This window comes from Pseudomonas sp. R11F (assembly GCF_050312575.1).
Lineage (GTDB): Bacteria > Pseudomonadota > Gammaproteobacteria > Pseudomonadales > Pseudomonadaceae > Aquipseudomonas > Aquipseudomonas palleroniana.
This window is the reverse complement of the sequence record NZ_JBNPJU010000044.1, coordinates 41,445-61,101: the sequence shown is the minus strand read 5'-3', so window position 1 is coordinate 61,101 and position 19,657 is coordinate 41,445. Positions and strand designations below refer to the sequence as shown.

At 59.2% G+C, this 19,657-nt stretch carries 17 protein-coding genes; 14 read left to right on the top strand and 3 right to left on the bottom strand.

Annotated elements, in window-relative coordinates; all coding sequences use genetic code 11:
• Positions 1-105: 105 nt before the first annotated feature.
• From ACQRBV_RS12020 to ACQRBV_RS11970, 11 genes are all read left to right on the top strand, one after another.
• Positions 106-2,919 (top strand): LPS-assembly protein LptD, encoded by a 2,814-nt coding sequence (locus tag ACQRBV_RS12020; protein ID WP_411985394.1) that lies wholly within the window; start codon positions 106-108, stop codon positions 2,917-2,919.
• Entirely contained in the window at positions 2,894-4,234 is a 1,341-nt protein-coding gene (locus ACQRBV_RS12015) for a peptidylprolyl isomerase (protein WP_411985393.1), read from the top strand. The genes ACQRBV_RS12020 and ACQRBV_RS12015 overlap by 26 nt, the downstream gene beginning before the upstream one ends.
• The gene (gene pdxA, locus ACQRBV_RS12010; protein ID WP_244384990.1) at positions 4,231-5,220 is read left to right on the top strand and encodes a 4-hydroxythreonine-4-phosphate dehydrogenase PdxA; all 990 of its coding nucleotides are present in this window, start codon (positions 4,231-4,233) and stop codon (positions 5,218-5,220) included. Before ACQRBV_RS12015 ends, pdxA begins: the two co-directional genes overlap by 4 nt.
• Positions 5,217-6,029 carry a 16S rRNA (adenine(1518)-N(6)/adenine(1519)-N(6))-dimethyltransferase RsmA gene (gene rsmA / locus ACQRBV_RS12005; RefSeq protein ID WP_411985392.1) on the top strand — a complete coding sequence of 271 codons (813 nt, stop codon included), beginning with the start codon at positions 5,217-5,219 and terminating at the stop codon, positions 6,027-6,029. The genes pdxA and rsmA overlap by 4 nt, the downstream gene beginning before the upstream one ends.
• 129 nt (positions 6,030-6,158) lie before the next feature.
• Entirely contained in the window at positions 6,159-6,539 is a 381-nt protein-coding gene (gene apaG, locus ACQRBV_RS12000) for a Co2+/Mg2+ efflux protein ApaG (protein ID WP_060757279.1), read from the top strand.
• Complete coding sequence (locus tag ACQRBV_RS11995) at positions 6,539-7,390, top strand: symmetrical bis(5'-nucleosyl)-tetraphosphatase (protein WP_411985391.1); 852 nt, start codon at positions 6,539-6,541, stop codon at positions 7,388-7,390. The genes apaG and ACQRBV_RS11995 overlap by 1 nt, the downstream gene beginning before the upstream one ends.
• Positions 7,391-7,399: 9 nt before the next feature.
• A complete protein-coding gene (gene glpE / locus ACQRBV_RS11990; protein WP_411985390.1) occupies positions 7,400-7,729 on the top strand; it encodes a thiosulfate sulfurtransferase GlpE in 330 nt (109 codons plus the stop codon).
• A 284-nt stretch (positions 7,730-8,013) separates the two neighbouring features.
• Entirely contained in the window at positions 8,014-9,936 is a 1,923-nt protein-coding gene (locus ACQRBV_RS11985; RefSeq protein ID WP_104994845.1) for a PrkA family serine protein kinase, read from the top strand.
• Between the two features lie 113 nt (positions 9,937-10,049).
• Positions 10,050-11,321 carry a YeaH/YhbH family protein gene (locus ACQRBV_RS11980; protein WP_060757275.1) on the top strand — a complete coding sequence of 424 codons (1,272 nt, stop codon included), beginning with the start codon at positions 10,050-10,052 and terminating at the stop codon, positions 11,319-11,321.
• Complete coding sequence (locus tag ACQRBV_RS11975) at positions 11,318-12,883, top strand: SpoVR family protein (RefSeq protein ID WP_060757274.1); 1,566 nt, start codon at positions 11,318-11,320, stop codon at positions 12,881-12,883. The genes ACQRBV_RS11980 and ACQRBV_RS11975 overlap by 4 nt, the downstream gene beginning before the upstream one ends.
• Before the next feature lie 63 nt (positions 12,884-12,946).
• Positions 12,947-14,176: a multifunctional CCA addition/repair protein gene (locus ACQRBV_RS11970; protein WP_411985389.1), complete on the top strand. Its 1,230-nt coding sequence runs from the start codon at positions 12,947-12,949 to the stop codon at positions 14,174-14,176.
• 75 nt (positions 14,177-14,251) lie between these two features.
• On the opposite strand, the gene folK is transcribed toward ACQRBV_RS11970, so the two are convergent.
• Both folK and folB read right to left on the bottom strand, forming a co-directional pair.
• Complete coding sequence (folK, locus tag ACQRBV_RS11965) at positions 14,252-14,770, bottom strand: 2-amino-4-hydroxy-6-hydroxymethyldihydropteridine diphosphokinase (RefSeq protein ID WP_411985388.1); 519 nt, start codon at positions 14,768-14,770, stop codon at positions 14,252-14,254.
• The gene (gene folB, locus ACQRBV_RS11960; RefSeq protein ID WP_060757271.1) at positions 14,761-15,114 is read right to left on the bottom strand and encodes a dihydroneopterin aldolase; all 354 of its coding nucleotides are present in this window, start codon (positions 15,112-15,114) and stop codon (positions 14,761-14,763) included. Before folB ends, folK begins: the two co-directional genes overlap by 10 nt.
• 74 nt (positions 15,115-15,188) lie before the next feature.
• On the opposite strand from folB, the gene plsY reads away from it, so the two are divergent.
• A complete protein-coding gene (plsY, locus tag ACQRBV_RS11955; RefSeq protein WP_060757270.1) occupies positions 15,189-15,758 on the top strand; it encodes a glycerol-3-phosphate 1-O-acyltransferase PlsY in 570 nt (189 codons plus the stop codon).
• Positions 15,759-15,791: 33 nt separating this feature from the next.
• Here plsY and tsaD read toward each other — a convergent pair whose 3' ends face one another.
• Complete coding sequence (tsaD, locus tag ACQRBV_RS11950; RefSeq protein ID WP_411985387.1) at positions 15,792-16,817, bottom strand: tRNA (adenosine(37)-N6)-threonylcarbamoyltransferase complex transferase subunit TsaD; 1,026 nt, start codon at positions 16,815-16,817, stop codon at positions 15,792-15,794.
• A 202-nt stretch (positions 16,818-17,019) separates the two neighbouring features.
• On the opposite strand from tsaD, the gene rpsU reads away from it, so the two are divergent.
• A complete protein-coding gene (gene rpsU, locus ACQRBV_RS11945) occupies positions 17,020-17,235 on the top strand; it encodes a 30S ribosomal protein S21 (RefSeq protein ID WP_002551877.1) in 216 nt (71 codons plus the stop codon).
• 436 nt (positions 17,236-17,671) lie between these two features.
• Positions 17,672-19,645, top strand: coding sequence for a DNA primase (gene dnaG, locus ACQRBV_RS11940; RefSeq protein ID WP_411985386.1), 1,974 nt, complete (start codon positions 17,672-17,674; stop codon positions 19,643-19,645).
• Positions 19,646-19,657 lie beyond the last annotated feature (12 nt).

Genomic DNA, 19,657 nt, shown 5'->3' with positions numbered 1-19,657 from the left:
CGTCAAGCGGGGCATGCTTTATTATCACGCATCTTTTTCAGACCATCGAGAGGCGTGCGGCCCAAACCGCGGGCAGATGGCACGCAGGAAGCCCGGACTAATAAGATGGCATTGAAATCCCCCGCGTTTCGTAGAAAATTTCCGTTGCTGGTAACCGGCAGTCTGCTGGCCATGCAACCTTTCGCCACCTCATTCGTGGTCGCCGCGGAACAGTATGACTGCTCAGTCTCTGCTTCGGGTGCCTGGGATTGCGCGCCGAAAACCGCCGCAGCCCCATTGCCGCCACGCCCGGTGCATGATGGCTCTGCCGTCAGCTCGGCAAACGGTACGCCACAAGGCGAAACCGGCAGCAGCGCCGACGCCGAACCCAAGACCATGCTGGTCACCGAAGCCAAGGGCCGTGGCCTGCGTTCGCGCAGCGCCGACTACAGCCACCTGGACTGGGTGCCTCGCGAGAAGCTGACCGCAGCCCAGCTGGCCGAAACCGGCCCTTATTGCGGTGGTGCGTACATCGAGCCGATGCGTCCTGGCATGAACGACAAGACGGCCAAGAGCGACGCGCCGACGTTCATTGGCGCCAAGGCTTCTCGTTACGAGCAGGAACAACAGATCGCGACCTTGGCCGGTGACGTCGTCATGCGCCAGGGCAGCATGCAGATGGAAGCCCAGGAAGCCAGCCTGTATCAGGCGGAGAACCGTGGCGAGCTGAACGGCAACGTTCGCCTGCGCGACAACGGCGCCCTGATCGTGGGTGACCATGCCCAAGTACAGCTCGATACCGGTGCGGCGCAGATCGACAACGCCGAATACGTGATGCACAAGTCGCGCATCCGCGGTAACGCCCTGTACGCCAAGCGTGCCGAAAACGCGATCATCCGTCTCAAGGACGGTACGTACACCACCTGCGAGCCAGACAGCAACGCCTGGCAGCTCAAGGGCAACAACATCACGTTGAACCCTGCCACCGGTTTCGGTACGGCAACCAACGCGACGTTGCGGATCAAGAACATCCCGATCCTCTACACCCCTTACATTTATTTCCCGATCGACAACCGTCGTCAATCCGGCTTCCTGCCGCCGAGCTTCAGCACGGGTGGCGAGACTGGCTTTACCCTGGTTACGCCGTACTACTTCAACCTGGCACCGAACTACGACGCCACGTTGTACCCGCAATACATGACCAAGCGCGGCCTGTTGATGGAAGGCGAATTCCGCTACCTCACCAAGTCCAGTGAAGGTCAGTTCGGCGGCGCGTACCTGAACGATGACAGCGACGAGCGGAAAAATCAGACCGACTACGAAAAAACTCGCTATATGCTCAATTGGCAGCATAAAGGTGGGTTGGATTCACGCCTGACGTCCCAGGTCGACTACACGAAGATCAGCGACCCTTACTACTTCCAGGATCTCAAGACCTATGAAGAAGGGGTTCAGAACCGTGACTTCCTTAACCAGCAAGGCTCCCTGACGTACCGGGGCGACTCGTACCAGGCCCGCCTGAACGTTCAAGCCTACCAATTGGCGACGATTTCCCAGATCACGCCGTATGATCGACTACCGCAAATCACCTTCAACGGTATGTTGCCGTATCATCCGGGCGGATTGAATTTCACCTATGAGACGGAAGCTGCCCGGTTTGAGCGGAGCCTTGAAAATGGCACGTTCACCGATGAAAACGGCGTCGTATCACCGCGACTGGATACTTATGTTACAGGCCTGACCCGTGCTAACGGCACACGCCTGAACGTTGCGCCAGCCGTAGAGTACCCAATGAACTGGACCTACGGTTTCATTACGCCGAAGCTCAAGTACGTTTATACCAAGTACGATCTTGATCTGGATGGCACGGGTAAAAACCAGATCATCGCTGCGCAAGCTGCCGCAGCGGCTACTGGCACCCAATATGCCGGTGGCGAATACAAGAGCTCCCAGGACCGTGCAATTCCGGTCGCAAGTATCGACAGTGGCCTGTACTTCGATCGCAATACCAATTGGTTCGGCAAAGATTATCGCCAGACCCTGGAACCGCGTGCGTACTACCTTTATGTTCCCAACAAGGACCAGAGCGATATCCCAGTATTCGATACCAGCGAATACTCGTTCAGCTATGCCTCGCTGTTCCGCGACAACCGCTTCAGCGGCAATGATCGGGTCGGCGATGAGAACAAGCTCTCCCTGGGTGTGACCAGCCGCTGGATCGAAGAAAACGGCTTCGAACGTCAACGTGTGTCCGTGGGCCAGGCGTTGTATTTCAAGGACCGTGAAGTCCAACTGCCCGGCGTCTTGGCTGCCGACCGTGCCGACGCACAGTCGAACGTATCGCCTATCGCTCTGGACTATGAGTTCCGCTTCAATCGCGATTGGCGTGCGACTGCCGACTACAACTGGGACCCTGACAGCCACAGCCCTCGCTCCGGCAGCGCCATGTTCCACTACCAGCCGGAAGACAACCCGAACAAGGTCGTCAACCTGGGTTATCGCTATCGCAACGACCAGGTGGTGTACAACCAGCTGACCGGCAAATGGCAGTTCGGTGGTGACTACGGGCAGCCAGGCGACCCGAATTTCGTGAAGGATTACTACAAAATCCAGCAACACGACTTCTCGATGATGTGGCCGATCGTTCCGCAGTGGAACCTGATCACCCGCTGGCAGTATGACTACGCCCGCAACCGTACCTTGGAAGCCTTCGGTGGTTTCGAGTACGACAACTGCTGCTGGAAACTGCGCGTTATCAATCGTTACTGGGTTTCCAACGACGAATATACCCAGATCGCCCCCCTTAACGAAAAGGGTGACCACGGGCTCTTCTTCCAGATCGTCCTTAAAGGACTCGGCGGCCTGACCGGCTCCAAGGTAGAGAGCTTCCTCGACAAAGGCATTCAAGGTTATCGTGAACGTGAAGATCAAGCTTTCTGATTGTCTGCGCCCGCTCGTGCTGGGCGCGCTGTTCCTGGGTACCGTATCGGCACACGCGGCCGTTCAACAGCTGGACAAAGTTGCGGCCATTGTCGATAACGACGTGATCATGCAGAGCCAGCTGGACCAACGGGTCAAGGAAGTGCAGCAAACCATCGCCAAGCGTGGCGGCGGTGTGCCACCGACCAGCGTTCTGGAGCCTCAGGTGCTGGAGCGCCTGATCGTCGAAAACCTGCAACTGCAGATCGGCGAACGTTCCGGCATCCGTATTTCGGATGAAGAGTTGAACCAGGCCGTCGGCACCATCGCTCAGCGCAACAACATGAGCATCGATCAGTTTCGCGCCGCCCTGGCTCACGATGGCCTGTCCTATGAGGACGCTCGTGACCAGATCAAGCGTGAAATGATCATCAGCCGTGTGCGTCAGCGTCGTGTGGCGGAGCGGGTCCAGGTTTCCGAACAGGAAGTGAAGAACTTCCTGGCTTCGGACCTGGGCAAGATGCAGCTCTCCGAGGAACTGCACCTGGCCAATATCCTGATCCCGACGCCGGACAGCGCCAACGCTGAGCAACTCAATGCCGCCGCGGCAAAAACCCAGGCCGTTTACGACCGCCTGAAGGCTGGCGCTGACTTTTCCCAGACCGCCATCGCCGTATCCGGCAGCGATAACGCCCTGGACGGTGGTGACATGGGCTGGCGTAAAGCCGCTCAGTTGCCGCCGCCGTTCGACCGCGAACTCAGCGCAATGCAAGTGGGTGATATCACCCAGCCTGCCCGTACGCCAGGCGGCTTCATCATCCTCAAGCTGTTGGGCAAGCGTGGCGGCGAGACCTCGCTGAAAGACGAAGTCCATGTTCGTCACATCCTGGTCAAGCCAAGTGAAATCCGCACCGAGGCACAAACCAAGGAGCTGGCGCAGAAGATCTATGACCGCATCGAAGGCGGTGAAGACTTCGCCACCCTGGCCAAGAGCTTCTCGGAAGACCCGGGTTCGGCGCTCAACGGCGGCGACCTGAACTGGATCGACCCGAAAGCCCTGGTGCCGGAGTTCCAGGACGTGATGGCCAAGACCCCGCAAGGCGTGCTGTCCAAGCCGTTCAAGACCCAATATGGCTGGCATGTACTGGAAGTCCTGGGCCGTCGCGCCACCGACAACACCACCCAGGCTCGCGAGCAACAAGCCCTGACCGTGCTGCGTAACCGCAAATACGACGAAGAGCTGCAAACCTGGTTGCGCCAGATCCGTGACGAAGCCTACGTTGAGAACAAGCTGCCAGGCGCCGATCAAACAGGCACCAACCAGGCAAGCCAGTGAAACCCCAACGTTTTGCAGTCACACCCGGCGAGCCGGCCGGCATTGGTCCAGACCTCTGCCTGCTGCTCGCCTCGCAGCCCCAGCCACACCCCCTGATTGCCATTACCAACCGCGACCTGCTCCTTGAGCGGGCTGCGCAGTTGGGTGTGGCCGTCAACCTGCTGGACGTGGCGCCGGGCAACTGGCCTGATGTGCCGGCCCCCAAAGACAGCCTGTATGTATGGGATACCCCGTTGCCGGCCAAGGTGGTTGCCGGGCAACTGAACAAGGCCAACGCGGCCTTTGTACTGGAAACACTGACCCGCGCCGGGCAAGGCTGCATGAACGGTGACTTCGCCGGCATGATCACCGCCCCTGTACACAAGGGTGTGATCAACGAGTCCGGCATCGCCTTCTCCGGCCATACCGAATTCCTCGCCGAACTGACCCATACCGCTCAAGTTGTGATGATGCTGGCGACTCGCGGCCTACGCGTTGCCTTGGTGACGACGCATCTGCCGCTGCGTGAGATTGCAGACGCCATCACCGCCGAACGGGTGGAGCGTGTCACACGCATCCTGCACGCCGACCTGCAACAGAAATTCGGCATCGCCCAACCGCGCATCCTGGTCTGCGGGCTCAACCCCCACGCCGGTGAAGGCGGCCACTTGGGCCATGAAGAAATCGACATCATTGAACCGACATTAGAGCGCCTGCGCCAAGAAGGCATGGATCTGCGTGGTCCACTGCCTGCGGACACTCTGTTTACCCCCAAATATCTGGAGCACTGCGATGCAGTGCTGGCGATGTACCATGACCAGGGGCTGCCCGTGCTGAAATACAAAGGCTTCGGCGCCGCAGTCAACGTGACATTGGGCCTGCCGATAATCCGTACCTCCGTCGACCATGGCACTGCCCTGGACCTGGCGGGCAGCGGCAAGATCGATACCGGCAGCCTGCACGTGGCCCTGGAAACCGCCTACCAGATGGCCGAGACCCGTATATGACTGAGCACTACCAACACCGGGCGCGCAAGCGCTTCGGGCAAAACTTCCTGCACGATGCGGGTGTAATCGACCGCATCCTGCGCTCCATCCATGCCAAGCCCGAAGACCGCCTGCTGGAAATCGGCCCGGGCCAGGGCGCACTGACCCAGGGCCTGTTGGCCAGCGGCGCTCAACTGGACGTGGTTGAGCTGGACAAAGACCTGATCCCGATCCTCAACCAGCAGTTTGCCGGCAAGTCCAACTTCAACCTGCACCAGGGCGACGCGCTCAAGTTCGACTTCAACAGCCTCAATGCCGCGCCTAACAGCCTACGCGTGGTCGGCAACCTGCCGTACAACATTTCCACACCGCTGATTTTCCATCTGCTGAACAACGCGGGGATCATCCGCGACATGCACTTCATGCTGCAAAAGGAAGTGGTTGAGCGTCTGGCAGCAGGTCCGGGTGGGGGTGATTGGGGTCGCCTGTCGATCATGGTCCAGTATCACTGCCGCGTGGAGCACTTGTTCAACGTCGGCCCTGGGGCGTTCAATCCGCCGCCGAAGGTTGACTCGGCCATTGTACGGCTGGTGCCTCACGCCGTACTGCCGCATCCCGCCAAGGACCATCGGTTGCTGGAGCGCGTGGTGCGTGAAGCATTCAACCAACGTCGCAAGACCTTGCGTAACACGCTCAAGGCGCTGCTGAGCAACGCCGAGATCGAAGCCGCCGGCGTCGATGGCGGCCTGCGCCCGGAGCAACTGGACCTGGCTGCGTTCGTGCGCCTGGCCGACCAGCTTGCCATCCAACCGCCGCTCGCCGCAGACTGAAGCCTGCCTCTGTGGGAGCCGGTTTACCCGCTCCCGCAGACAGCGAGTCTGGCCTAGTGCCCGCCTCATGGCCTAGACTGATCCGTATCTGCTGTCCTCCGCTTTTGCTTTTAAGGTAAGGCCTCTCGCATGTCCGATCCTCGCTACCAGATCGACGTCAGCGTCGTCACCCGCTTCCTCGCGGACCAATCGCAACCTGAACACAACCGTTTCGCCTTCGCCTATACCGTCACGGTGAAGAACAACGGGCTGGTGCCGGCCAAGCTGCTGTCGCGCCACTGGGTCATCACCGACGGTGACGGCCAGGTAGAGGAAGTACGCGGCGCGGGCGTTGTCGGCCAACAGCCATTGATCGACAGCGGCGCCAGCCACACTTATAGCAGCGGCACGGTCATGACCTCCAAGGTCGGCACCATGCAAGGCTCGTATCAAATGAAGGCCACCGATGGGAAATTGTTCGACGCCATCATCGCGCCCTTTCGCCTCGCGGTGCCGGGAGCCCTGCACTGATGGCGACCTACGCGGTCGGCGACCTGCAAGGCTGCCTGGAGCCTCTCAAGTGCCTGCTTGAACAAGTGGGCTTCGACCCGGTGAATGATCGCCTGTGGTTGGTGGGTGATCTGGTCAACCGTGGCCCACAGTCACTGGAAACCCTGCGCTACCTCTATCGTTTGCGCGACTCACTGGTATGCGTACTGGGCAACCACGACCTGCACCTGCTGGCGGCGGGCAATAACATCGAGCGCCTGAAAAAGAGCGACACCCTGCGGGAAATTCTCGAAGCGCCCGATCGTGCCGAACTGCTCGACTGGCTCCGCCGACAAAAGCTCATGCATTATGACGAAGCCCGCAACACGGCCTTGGTCCACGCTGGCATCGCGCCGCAGTGGTCACTGAAGAAAGCCCTCAAGTGTGCCGCCGAAGTAGAAGCGGCGCTGGCCGATGACAACCTCTACACCGCCTATCTCGATGGCATGTACGGCAACGAGCCGGTGAAGTGGGACAACGACCTCAGCGGCGTCACCCGCCTGCGAGTGATCACCAACTACTTCACGCGCATGCGCTTCTGCACCGCCGAGGGCAAGCTGGACCTCAAAAGCAAGGAAGGCGTCGATACCGCGCTGCCTGGGTACAAGCCCTGGTTTGCCCATAAGGAGCGCAAGACCCGCGACACGAAGATCGTCTTCGGTCACTGGGCAGCCCTGGAAGGCAAGTGCGAAGAACCTGGCGTGTATGCCCTCGACACCGGTTGCGTGTGGGGCGGCGCCATGACCCTGATGAACATCGACACCGGCGAGCGCCTGAGCTGCCAGTGCCCACCCCCCGTGCCCGTCACACAGCCGACCGCCGCCAAGCCATAGGAGCCCGCCATGAGCGAATTCAAACGTATCCCCCCCGAACAAGCCCAGGCGTTGCGCGAGCTGGCCGCAGTGGTCGTGGATATCCGTGATCCCCAGGCGTACGCCGCGGGTCATATCAAGGGCGCCCAGCACCTGGACAACCACAACATCGCCGATTTCATCCGTGCGGCCGACCTCGACGCGCCGGTGATCGTGGCCTGCTACCACGGCAATTCCAGCCAGAGTGCCGCCGCCTACCTGATCAGCCAGGGCTTCTCCGACGTCTATAGCCTGGACGGTGGCTTCGAGCTGTGGCGTACGACCTATCCTGCGGAAATTTCCTCAGGCGATTCGCAATAATTTTTTTCACACCCCGCTACCCCGCGTGACGCTTGGGCTCGCGCCGTTTCTGACGAACGGCGCAGCCAAACTAATTGCGCATCTCACCTTGACCTCCCGGATTCCGAACTATCCTTAAGCGCAGGCCATCCAAATCAGGGGAGAGCCGGTACACCGGCGTGCGGGTCATCGGTAGCGTTTCAGGGTGTTCTGGGGGGAAACAGTCATTGGCGTCCGCCAATGTCTGCCAGCATCGACTGATTGATCCGGCGTCGGCTCCACGTATCGAGCGAGGTGACGACGTCATGAGTATTTTTAGCCACTTCCAACAACGCTTCGAGTCCACACGGCAAGAAGAACTCACGCTGCAAGAGTATCTCGAGCTGTGCAAACAGGACCGCAGTGCCTATGCATCCGCCTCCGAGCGCCTGCTCTTGGCGATTGGCGAGCCGCAATTGATAGACACCTCAAGCAATTCACGTCTGTCGCGAATATTCTCCAACAAGGTGATCCGGCGCTACCCGGCCTTTGAAGACTTCCATGGCATGGAAGAATGCATCGACCAGATCGTCTCTTACTTCCGCCATGCCGCCCAAGGCCTGGAAGAGAAGAAACAGATCCTCTATCTGCTGGGTCCCGTCGGCGGCGGCAAGTCTTCCCTGGCGGAAAAACTCAAACAACTGATCGAGAAGGTGCCCTTCTACGCCATCAAGGGTTCGCCGGTCTTCGAGTCGCCTTTGGGCCTGTTCAACGCCACGGAAGATGGCGCGATCCTCGAAGAGGACTTTGGCATCCCACGTCGCTATCTCAACACCATCATGTCGCCTTGGGCCACCAAGCGCCTGTCCGAGTTTGGCGGGGACATCAGCCAGTTCCGCGTGGTGAAACTCTACCCGTCGATCCTCAACCAGATCGGCGTAGCGAAAACCGAGCCAGGGGATGAGAACAACCAGGACATTTCCGCGCTGGTGGGTAAAGTCGATATCCGTAAACTCGAAGAATTCCCGCAGAACGACGCCGACGCCTACAGCTACTCGGGCGCCCTGTGCCGGGCCAACCAGGGCCTGATGGAGTTCGTGGAGATGTTCAAGGCACCGATCAAGGTGCTGCACCCACTGCTGACCGCCACCCAGGAAGGCAACTACAACAGCACCGAAGGCCTGGGCGCGATTCCGTTCAACGGTATCCTGCTGGCCCACTCCAACGAATCGGAATGGCACACCTTCCGCAACAACAAGAACAACGAAGCCTTCATCGACCGTATCTATATCGTCAAGGTGCCTTACTGCCTGCGGGTCAGCGATGAAATCAAGATTTACGACAAGCTGCTGTTCAACAGTTCGCTGGCCAAGGCCCACTGCGCGCCCGACACCTTGAAGATGCTGGCGCAGTTCACCGTACTGTCACGCCTCAAGGAGCCGGAAAACTCGAATATCTATTCGAAGATGCGCGTGTACGACGGCGAAAACCTCAAGGACACCGACCCCAAGGCCAAGTCGATCCAGGAGTACCGCGATACTGCAGGCGTGGACGAAGGCATGAACGGCCTGTCGACACGCTTTGCGTTCAAGATCCTCTCCAAGGTCTTCAACTTCGACCCTCACGAGATCGCCGCCAACCCGGTGCACCTGCTCTACGTTCTCGAACAGCAGATCGAACAGGAACAATTCCAGGCGGAAACCCGCGAACGCTACCTGCGCTTCCTCAAGGAATACCTGGCGCCGCGCTACATCGAGTTCATCGGCAAGGAAATCCAGACCGCCTATCTGGAGTCCTACAGCGAATATGGCCAGAACATCTTCGACCGCTACGTGCTGTACGCCGACTTCTGGATCCAGGACCAGGAATACCGCGACCCGGAAACCGGCGAGATCCTCAACCGCGTGGCTCTCAACGAAGAACTGGAGAAGATCGAAAAACCGGCAGGCATCAGCAATCCGAAGGATTTCCGCAACGAAATCGTCAACTTCGTGCTGCGCGCCCGCGCCAACAACAATGGCAAGAACCCAACCTGGCTCAGCTACGAGAAGCTGCGGGTGGTCATCGAGAAGAAAATGTTCTCCAACACCGAGGATCTGCTGCCGGTCATCAGCTTCAATGCCAAGGCCAGCAAGGAGGATCAGCAAAAACACAACGATTTCGTCACACGAATGGTCGAGCGTGGCTACACCGACAAACAGGTGCGACTGCTCTCCGAGTGGTACCTGCGGGTTCGCAAATCGCAGTAAGGCAGCGACGGGCGCACACTGCCAGGCCTTTGGCCTGGCAGCTGACCGCTTGTCTCTAAGCTTCCAGCTCGCGGCTTGAAGCTTGTAACGTGAAGCTGCCCGGAGGGCTCCCCATGAGCTATGTGATCGACCGACGCCTCAATGGCAAGAACAAAAGCACGGTAAACCGCCAACGTTTCCTGCGGCGTTACCGTGACCACATCAAAAAGGCCGTTGAAGAGGCCGTCAGCCGTCGCTCCATCACCGACATGGAGCATGGTGAACAAATCAGCATTCCCGGACGGGACATCGACGAACCGGTGCTGCACCACGGTCGTGGCGGCAAGCAGACCGTGGTTCACCCCGGCAACAAGGAATTCACCACCGGCGAACATATCCAGCGCCCCCAGGGCGGAGGCGGCGGCAAGGGGCCGGGCAAAGCCGGTAACTCCGGCGAAGGCATGGATGAGTTCGTGTTCCAGATCACCCAGGAAGAATTCCTCGAATTCATGTTCGAAGACCTGGAACTGCCTAACCTGGTCAAACGCAACCTGACCGGCACCGACACCTTCAAGACCGTGCGCGCCGGCGTCAGTAACGAAGGTAACCCGTCCCGCATCAATATCATTCGCACCCTGCGCTCGGCGCATGCCCGGCGTATTGCCCTGTCGGGCAGCAGTCGCGCAAAACTGAAGGAAGCCAAGGAAGAACTGGCCCGTCTTAAACGTGAAGAGCCAGACAACTTCGGCGATATTCAGGAAATCGAGGCGGAAATCGAGAAACTCAGCGCGCGTATTCACCGTGTGCCGTTTCTCGATACCTTCGACCTCAAATACAACCTGCTGGTGAAGCAGCCCAACCCCAGTTCCAAGGCCGTGATGTTCTGCCTGATGGACGTGTCCGGCTCCATGACCCAGGCCACCAAGGACATCGCCAAACGTTTCTTCATCCTGCTGTACCTGTTTCTCAAGCGGAACTACGACAAGATCGACGTAGTGTTCATTCGACATCACACCAGCGCGCGGGAAGTGGACGAAGAAGAGTTTTTCTACTCACGGGAAACCGGCGGCACCATCGTGTCCAGCGCCTTGAAACTGATGCAGGAGATCATGGCCGAGCGCTATCCAGCCAATGAGTGGAACATCTACGCCGCCCAAGCCTCCGACGGTGACAACTGGAATGACGACTCGCCAATCTGCCGCGACATCCTGATCAACCAGATCATGCCGTTCGTGCAGTACTACACTTATGTTGAAATCACTCCCCGTGAGCATCAGGCCCTGTGGTTCGAATACGAACGCATCGGCGAAGCCTTTGCCGACACTTTCGCCCAGCAGCAACTGGTCTCGGCCGGCGATATCTACCCGGTCTTCCGTGAACTCTTCCAGCGCAGGTTAGTGACATGACCGCCAAAAAAGAGCAAAAACGCCAACCCATATCCACGGGCTCCGAGTGGACCTTTGAACTGATCCAGGCCTATGACCGGGAAATCAGCCGTATCGCGGCGGGCTATGCCCTGGACACCTACCCCAACCAGATCGAAGTGATCACCGCCGAACAGATGATGGATGCCTATGCCTCGGTGGGCATGCCCTTGGGCTATCACCATTGGTCCTACGGCAAGCACTTCCTTAGCACCGAGAAATCCTACACCCGTGGCCAGATGGGGCTGGCCTACGAGATCGTCATCAACTCCGACCCGTGCATCGCCTACCTGATGGAGGAAAACACCATCTGCATGCAGGCGCTGGTGGTGGCTCACGCCTGCTACGGGCACAACAGCTTCTTCAAGGGCAACTACCTGTTCCGCACCTGGACCGATGCCAGCTCGATCATCGATTACCTGGTGTTCGCCAAGCAGTACATCATGCAGTGCGAGGAACGCCATGGCATCGATGCGGTAGAGGATTTGCTCGACTCCTGCCATGCCCTGATGAACTACGGCGTTGATCGCTACAAACGCCCGTATCCGATCTCCGCCGAAGAAGAACGCCTGCGCCAGAAGGAGCGCGAGGAGCACCTGCAGAAGCAAATCAACGACCTGTGGCGCACCATTCCCAAACGTGCCGGTAAAAACAGCGACAAAGACAATGCGCGCTTCCCCGCCGAACCTCAGGAAAACATCCTGTATTTCCTGGAAAAACATGCGCCGCTACTGGAGCCGTGGCAGCGAGAAATCGTGCGCATCGTGCGCAAGATCGCCCAGTATTTTTATCCACAGCGCCAGACCCAGGTGATGAACGAGGGCTGGGCAACGTTCTGGCACTACACCTTGATGAACGACCTGTACGACGAGGGGCTGGTCACTGACGGCTTCATGATGGAGTTCCTCACCTCGCACACCAGCGTGGTGTTCCAGCCGGGCTTCGACAGCCCGTATTACAACGGTATCAACCCCTATGCGCTGGGTTTTGCCATGTACCGCGACATCCGCCGCATGTGCGAGCACCCCACCGAGGAGGACCGCCGCTGGTTCCCGGAAATCGCCGGCAGCGACTGGCTGTCGACCATCAAGTTCGCCATGAGCAGCTTCAAGGATGAGAGCTTCATCCTGCAGTACCTGTCACCCAAGGTGATTCGTGACCTCAAATTGTTCAGCATTCTCGATGACGACCTCAAGGATGACCTGGTAGTCCCGGCCATCCATGATGAACCGGGTTACCGCACCATCCGCGAAACCCTGGCGGCGCAGTACAACCTGGGCAATCGCGAACCTAACGTGCAGATCTACAGCATCGACGTGCGCGGTGACCGCTCGCTGACGCTGCGTCACCAGCAGCACGATCGCAAACCCTTGGGCGAGTCCACCGAAGAAGTGCTCAAGCATCTGCATCGGCTGTGGGGCTTCGACATTCACCTGGAAACCCTGCAGGGCGATCAAGTGATGAAGACTCACCATGTGCCACCGCGCACCGATCACAACGACAACGACTACGGCCGCCTGGACCTGGCCGTCGTTCACCTCTGAAACGGCAAAGCCTCCATTGGTCCGGCACAGGCGGTATCCTGTGCGGCTAATGGAGGCTTTTTCATGAAAATCTACAAAGTCGGCGGTGCGGTACGTGACCGCTTGCTGGGCATATCGGTCACCGACATCGACCGCGTTGTGGTGGGCGCAACCGCCGAAGAAATGCTCGCCAAGGGTTATAAGCCTGTGGGCGCTGACTTTCCGGTGTTCCTGGACCCGAAAAACGGTGACGAATATGCCCTCGCTCGCACCGAGCGCAAAAGCGGCCGGGGCTACGGCGGCTTTGTGTTTCACGCCAGCCCCGAGGTCACGCTGGAAGAAGACCTGATTCGGCGCGACCTGACCATCAATGCCATGGCAGAGGACGATGAAGGCAACCTGACCGACCCCTACGGCGGCCAAAGCGATCTCGTTGCGCGCATCCTGCGTCATGTTTCCCCTGCTTTTGCTGAAGATCCCCTCCGTGTGCTGCGTGTTGCACGCTTTGCCGCGCGTTACGCTCATTTGGGTTTTACCGTGGCACCGCACACACTGGCACTGATGCGTCAGCTCAGCGAGTCCGGCGAACTGCAAGCGCTGACCCCAGAGCGTAGCTGGAAGGAAATATCCCGGGCGCTGATGGAGGATCAGCCAGAAGTGTTTATCCAGGTACTGCGCGACTGTGATGCGCTGAAAATCCTGATGCCGGAAGTGAACGCGTTGTTCGGCGTACCACAGCCTGAAGCCCATCACCCCGAAATTGACACCGGCGTACACACCTTGAGCGTGCTGGCACAGGCCGCCCGGCATCAACAACCCCTGACGGTGCGCTGGGCCTGCCTGCTGCATGACCTGGGCAAGGGCCTGACGCCTGTGGATAAGTTGCCACAGCATATCGCTCACGAGCACAAGGGCCTGAAGTTGATCAAGGCGGTCAACGAGCGTTTCAAAGTGCCGAAGGATTGCCAGGATTTGGCGCTGCTGGTTGGCCAGTACCACACTCACGGACATCGTGCACTTGAGCTGAAAGCCTCGACGTTATTGGAGTTGCTGCAAAGTTTCGATGTGTACCGTCGACCCCAGCGCTTCGAGGAGTTTGTGGTGGCATGTGAAATGGATGCGCGCGGCCGCAAGGGTTTCGAGCAGCGTAGTTATCCACAGGCCGACTACTTACGCGGCGCGGCAACGGCAGCGCGCGAAGTGGCGGTAGCGCCCCTGCTGGAGAAAGGTTTCAAGGGCCCGGAGCTGGGCGAAGCCCTCAAGCGCGAGCGGCTCAAGGCGTTGAAGCACTACAAAGAGCAATATTCAGTGTAGAAGCGAGCTTGCCCGTGAGGATCGTCACACGGACTGCCTGGATTAACTCGCCTCTTGCGCGAGCAAGCTCGGCGCTTACAGAAGAGCGTCCGAAGTGAGTTGCTGGCCCTGCCATTCAAACCCGACAGGCGCCAGTACCTGGTCGATCCGCGCATCACGCCACAGCTCAGCCAACGGCTTGCCCGCCTCCGGATGCACACGATCGGGGGCCATCAACGACAATGGCCACAATACAAAGGCGTTCTTCAGTATTTCTGCCCGCGGCAGGATCAAACCATCGAAATTGCCCACCAACTCGCCATACAGCAGCACGTCAATATCCAACGGCAAGCCCTTGCGATCAGGCGCATAGCGGCCATTGTCGGCCTCGATGAATTTCAAACGACGGTCCAGCTCCATCAATGGCAGATCGGTGTAGCCCGACACCACCAGATTGAAGAACGGCCCGCTCTTGATACCCACCGGCTGGCTTTCGAACACCGCCGAACAACGCATATCGACCAGCAAACCCGCCAGCGCGTCCAGGCCGGCGCATAAGTGGGCTTCGCGCTCGATATTGCTGCCAAGGCCAAGGTAAACCTGAGTTAGCGACATCCGCGCTCGATCTCCACACCCACGCCCTTGGCGGCCGGCACGGCACCCGGCTTGGTCAGTTTGAGGTGCAGCCAGGGAATCTGGAACTCGCTCATCAGCACTTCGGCCAAGCGCTCGGCAAAGGTTTCCACCAGCTGGAATTGAGCCTGCTCGGCAAACGCCTGGATACGTGCGGATACGCTGGCGTAATCCAGCGCCAGGGTCAGGTCGTCGCCGGCCGCAGCCGGGCGGTTATCCCAGGCGAAGCTCAGGTCCAGGCGCAGGCATTGCTTGATGCCGCGCTCCCAGTCGTAGGCCCCGATCACGGTGTCGACTTCCAGGCCTTCGATAAACACTCTGTCCAAGCACTCTTCTCCGCAGCACGACAAGGGCGCGATGCCCCGTTAGAATCAGGGCGTCCTCGCCCGGAATAGTTAGCATGTTTTGGTCACTGGCGATTCTCGCCTACCTGCTCGGCTCGCTGTCCTTTGCCATTTTGCTCAGCCGCCTGACGGGAAATCCCGACCCGCGAATGAGTGGCTCAGGCAATGCCGGTGCCACCAATATGTTGCGCCTGGCCGGCAAGAAACTCGCCGTGCTGACGTTGCTCGGCGATCTCTGCAAGGGCCTGTTGCCCGTGCTGATCGCCAGCCTTGTCGGTCTTTCCCTGCAACAGCAAGCCTGGGTAGGCGTGTGTGCCGTGCTGGGCCATCTGTTTCCACTGTACTTTCGTTTTCGCGGCGGTAAAGGTGTTGCCACGGCGGCCGGCATGCTGCTGGGGATCTACCCGCCGGCTGCGTTGCTGGCCGTACTGGCCTGGCTACTGACCTTCTACCTGACCCGCACCAGCTCGCTGGCCGCGCTGATCGCCACACCGCTCACCCTGCCCCTGCTCGCATGGCAGGAGCCTGCGGCGCTGTTGCCGATGAGCGTGTTGACGCTGCTGATTGTCTGGCGTCACCGCGGCAATTTACGCGACCTGTTTGCCGGGCGCGAACGGCATTTTTAAATGCCGTCGATGAACCCGGCTCGCACCGCCCCCTTACAACGGTGAAAGCTGCTCCATCGGCCAACGCGCCTGCACACTGATGGCCAGGCTTTCATGCTGCCCGGCCTGCAGACGCTGGCAACCGGCATAGGCGATCATCGCGCCGTTGTCGGTGCAGAACTCTGGCCGCGCATAGAACACGTCGCCCAGCATGTCGCCGAGCATTTTTTCCAGCGAGATACGCAATGCCTTGTTGGCGCTGACGCCGCCTGCAATCACCAGGCGCTTCATCCCTGCCTGTTTCAGGGCGCGCTTGCACTTGATGGTCAAAGTCTCCACCACGGCCTGCTGGAACGCCAGCGCAATGTCGCAACGGGCTTGTTCACTGTCGTCCCCGGCGCTGACGCTTTGCTGCCAGGTATTGAGCGCAGAGGTTTTCAAGCCGCTGAAGCTGAACATCAAGCCAGGGCGATCGCACATCGGGCGCGGGAACGTATGACGACCCGGTACGCCCTTTTCGGCCAGACGCGCAATTTCAGGGCCACCGGGATAGTTGAGGCCCATCATCTTCGCGGTCTTGTCGAAAGCCTCACCAGCGGCATCATCCAGCGATTCGCCCAGAAGCGTGTATTGGCCGATGCCATCGACCTGAACCAGCTGCGTATGGCCGCCGGAAACCAACAAAGCGACGAACGGAAACTCTGGCGGTGTTTTTTCCAGCATGGGGGCCAATAAATGGCCCTCCATGTGGTGCACACCGAGGGCAGGAATGCCCCAGGCAAAGGCCAGCGCCTGAGCGCAAGACGCCCCAACCAGCAGGGCTCCAACCAATCCGGGGCCTGCGGTGTAAGCAATTGCGTCGATCTCGGTCGGCACACAGCCGGCCTCATCCAACACCTGGCGAATCAACGGCAGCATGCGTTTGACGTGATCGCGGCTGGCCAGCTCCGGCACCACGCCGCCATAGGCACGATGCAGGTCGATCTGACTGAACAGTGCATCGGCCAAAAGCCCGCGTTCACTGTCGTAAAGTGCGACGCCGGTTTCGTCGCAGGAGGTTTCAAGTCCCAGTACTAGCATGGGTTTGCGCCTTGTAGAGGCTGAATTCGAAGGCGCGCATAATAGTCGCCACTCCCCCTCCCGACTAGCGGTTTTCGATCAGAGGCTTTGCATTCCGGGCAATGAGGGGTTAACATCCGCAACCCTTAAAAACCGACGACCTCAGCCGCGAATGTTTTGCGACGAGAACGTTGATCCCGGTAATGAAAGAAGGTAGCTCTGGATGCCAGCCGTCAAAGTTAAAGAGAACGAACCCTTCGACGTAGCTCTGCGTCGTTTCAAGCGCTCCTGCGAAAAAGCCGGTGTACTGGCTGAAGTTCGTAGCCGCGAATTTTACGAGAAGCCAACTTCTGAGCGTAAGCGCAAAGCAGCAGCCGCTGTTAAGCGTCACGCCAAGAAAGTTCAGCGCGAACAGCGCCGCGCCGTTCGTCTGTACTAATACACAGACGATCGTAGCAAGCTTCTGCCAAAGCCCGGCCTTCAGCCGGGCTGCTGGCATTTGCGGATATCGCTTGATGCTTCACTGTTGACGCCGCACACGCGACCGATACACAGCTTCACACGTCAGGACTGGCTCTTTTGCCAGCGGTGCACGTCTCTTCTGACGAGCCTAACAAGGCTACTGACGAGCACACTTATTTTTCAACAGACGATCAATCGTATCGGCTGCGCCCCTTTTCCGAGGCCCACCATTGGCCAAGACCGGAAACCCGGGCAACATTTCCAAGCCGAAGACTGATAGAAATTAACGTCAGTGAATGCTCGGCAGATACACTTCCTGACAGCCCAAGCAGACAATTGTTGATCAAGCCGTGAATCCCTGTGCTTGAGCGCTTGATGGACCCTCATTTACACGCAGTGATGACGAGAACGCCATGGCCGGGCTAATTCCCCAGAGCTTTATTGACGACCTTCTGAACCGCACCGACATCGTCGATGTTGTCAGCTCGCGCCTGCAAATGAAGAAGGCCGGTAAAAACTACACCGCCTGCTGCCCGTTCCACAAAGAAAAGACTCCGTCGTTCAGCGTCAGCCCCGACAAACAGTTCTACTACTGTTTCGGTTGCGGCGCAGGCGGCAACGCCCTCGGCTTCATCATGGACCACGACAACCTGGACTTCCCCCAGGCCGTCGAGGAACTGGCGAAAGCCGCCGGCATGGAAATCCCCCGTGAAGAAAGTGGCCGCGCGCACAAACCCCGACAGCCCACCGACTCACCGCTCTACCCGCTGCTGACCGCCGCTGCCGACTTCTATCGCCAGGCACTTAAAAGCCATCCGCAGCGCAAGGCCGCCGTCGATTACCTCAAGGGGCGCGGCCTCACCGGCGAGATCGCCCGCGATTTCGGCTTGGGCTTTGCCCCTCCCGGCTGGGACAATCTGTACAAGCACCTGAGCAGCGATACGCTGCAGCAAAAGGCCATGATTGATGCTGGCCTGCTGGTGGAAAACGCCGAGACCGGCAAACGTTACGACCGTTTCCGCGACCGCGTGATGTTTCCGATCCGCGACAGCCGCGGCCGGATCATCGCCTTTGGTGGCCGGGTACTGGGGGACGACAAACCCAAGTACCTGAACTCGCCGGAAACGCCGGTATTCCACAAAGGCCAGGAGCTGTACGGCCTGTTCGAGGCGCGCAAGCACAACCGCAACCTTGATGAAATCATCGTGGTTGAAGGCTACATGGACGTCATCGCCCTGGCCCAGCAAGGCCTGCGCAATGCCGTGGCGACGCTGGGCACCGCCACCAGCGAAGAACATATGAAACGCCTGTTTCGCGTCGTGCCCAGCGTGCTGTTCTGCTTCGACGGCGACCAAGCCGGGCGCAATGCCGCCTGGCGCGCACTCGAAGCCACGCTGTCGAGCTTGCAGGATGGGCGTAGGGCGCGCTTTCTGTTCCTGCCCGAAGGCGAAGACCCGGACACACTGGTTCGCTCCGAAGGCACCGACGCGTTTCGCGCACGCATCAATCAGCACGCCCAGCCACTGGCGGATTATTTCTTCCAGCAACTGACCGAAGAAGCCGACCCGCGCTCCCTCGAAGGCAAGGCGCACATGGCCACCCTCGCGGCACCGCTGATCGACAAAGTCCCAGGCGCCAACCTGAAATCACTGATGCGCATGCGCCTGCTGGAAATCACCGGATTGAGCGGGGATGCCGTCAGCCAGCTGGTGCACAGCGCGCCACCGGACGCACCGCCGGCCTATGACCCAGGCATGGATTACGACGCCATGCCGGATTATTCCGACTTCCACCAACCGCAGGAGGCCTACACGCCCCAGCAGGAGTGGACAGCGAAGAAACCCAGCGCCGGCGGCAAGAAATGGGACAACAAGAAACCCTGGAGCAAGAACGGCAAGCGCGGCGACCGCGATGAAGCCTATGCGCCACGTACTCCGGTAGCGGTTGAAGCGCCCATGCTTATCGCATTGCGCACGCTTATTCATCACCCGCAACTGGCGGGAAAGGTTGAAAGCGCCGACCACTTTGCCAATGAAAGCAACAGCTATGCTCAGGTACTGATCGCCTTGATCGAGGCGGTGCAGAAAAATCCCAAGCTAAACTCAATTCAATTGATGGCTCGTTGGCATGGCACCGAACAGGGGCGCCTCTTGAGAGCACTCGCGGAAAAGGAGTGGCTAATTGACGGCGATAACCTTGAACAACAATTTTTAGACACCATTACTAGGTTATCTGCGGGTCAGCACACGCAGACCCTCGATGACCTCATCAAAAGAGCAAGGCAGCCGGGATTGTCGGCTGAAGAGCAAATTCAGATAGCAAAACAGATGCGCGACCTCTTAAAACAGAACGTTTGCGCATCAAACCCGACCTCAGCTGGCGTGTGAGGTCATAGCTCG